The following is a 1,851-nucleotide window of genomic DNA, read 5'->3' as shown; positions in this document are numbered from 1 at the left end:
GTGCTGGCGCGCTCGGATGACGGCGCGGACGCCGGCGGGAACAAGCGGCTGGTGGCGTACGTGGTGGCACAGCCAGGCGAGGCGGCCGAAGCGCAGGCCTTGCTGCCGCAGCGCTGCCGCGAGGCGCTGGCGCGGCAGCTGCCCGAGTACATGGTGCCGGCGGTGGTGGTGGTGATGCCAGCGCTGCCGCTGAACGCCAACGGCAAGGTCGACCGCAAGGCGCTGCCGGCGCCGCGCGCAGAGGACCTGCTGCGCGCGGCGCATGTCGAACCGCGCAACGAAGTCGAAGTCCGGCTGTGCGCCATCTGGCAGAACGTGCTGCGCGTCGAGCGTGCCGGCGTGCACGACAACTTCTTCTCGCTCGGCGGGGACTCGATCCTGTCGATCCGCATCGTCGCGCAAGCCAAAGCAGCCGGCTTCGTGCTCGGCGTGAAAGACCTCTTCAAGCACCAGACAGTGGCGGATCTGGCCGGTGCGCTGCGCAGCCTCGCGGCACCCGAACCCGAACCCGCGGCCGAGACCCTGGCGCCGTTCGCGCTGCTGAGCGCAGAGGAACGCGCCAGCCTGGGCCAGGACGCCCCGGCGCGCTACGAAGACGCGTACCCGATGTCGCAGCTGCAACTGGGCATGGTGTTCCACACCCGGCTGGAGCAGCACGGCGAGGCCTACCACGACGTCATCAGCCTGCGCGTGCAAGCGCGTTGGGACGCTGCGGGCCTGGAGCATGCGCTCGCGTCGCTGTTCCGCGACCACCCGGTGCTGCGCAGCAGCTACGAGCTCGACCGCGAGCGTCCGCTGCAGCTGGTGCATCGCGAGTTCGCGTTGCCGCTGGCGGTCCATGACCTGCGCCACCTGGCGCCGGCAGCGCAGGATACGCACATTGCCCGCTGGATCGAAGATGAGAAGCGTGTGTCCTTCGATTGGTGCGGCCCGTTGTTCAAGGTCTTCGTCCACCTGCGCAGTGACACCGAGTTCGAGCTGGCGCTCAGCTTCCACCACGCGGTGTACGACGGCTGGAGCAATTCGCTCTTCACGAGCCAGCTGCTGCTGCGCTACAGCCAATTGCTCGCTGGCGGCGCGCTGCCCGAGCCGGTGCGCGACCTGGCGTTCCGCGACTTTGTCGCGCAGGAGCTGAGCGTGCTGGCGAGTGACGAGGCGCGTCGTCACTGGACCGCCGCGCTCGCCGAGGCACCCGGGCGCCAGTTGCCGTTGCGGTCGGGCGCGCTGCCGGGCGGCCACGAGGACCGCCGCCATCGCACGACACGGGTCACCGGATTCGGCGCACTCGGCGCCGGGCTGACCGCACTCGCACGCCACCTGGGCGTACCGATGCAGCCGCTGATGCTCGCGGGGCATGCCCGCGTGCTGTCGGCGCTGTCCGGGCAACGCTGGACCCTCAGCTCGGTGGTCCACAACGGCCGGCCCGAGCAAGAGGGCGGCGAAAAGGGCCTGGGGCTGTTCCTGAATTCGCTGCCGGTATGCCTCGAACTGCAGCCTGGCAGCTGGCGTGCGCTGATTGGTGCGATCGCCAGCCAGCTGGCCGAGCACCAACGCTACCGCCACTACCCCTCGTCCGCGATCCAGCAGGACCTGCGGCGCGAGTTCTCCGAGGTCTTGTTCAACTACACGCACTTCCACGCCTACCAGGCGCTGGAAGCCGACCAGCGCGTGCGCGTTGTCGGCCGGCGCGGCTTCGAGAAGACCAACTTCGACTTCTGCGTCAATGTCTCGCGCGCCGTCGGCGATGACAGCCTGGCGCTGGTGCTGACCTGGGACGCCGACCTCTACGACCAGGCATTCATCGACCGCGTGGCGGGCTACTACCTGCGCGCGTTCGAGGCCATGCTGGCC

1 protein-coding gene is annotated in these 1,851 nt (G+C 69.6%); it reads left to right on the top strand.

Translation table 11 applies throughout. The features are described from left to right. Positions 1 to 1,851 (top strand): condensation domain-containing protein (locus tag AC1DYI_RS34295; RefSeq protein ID WP_477208571.1); only part of this gene is annotated, 1,851 nt, incomplete at both ends.

The organism is Ideonella sp. P3_A4 (assembly GCF_056403075.1).
Note: the sequence above shows the minus strand (reverse complement) of the source record. Positions and strands in the feature narration are given on the sequence as shown.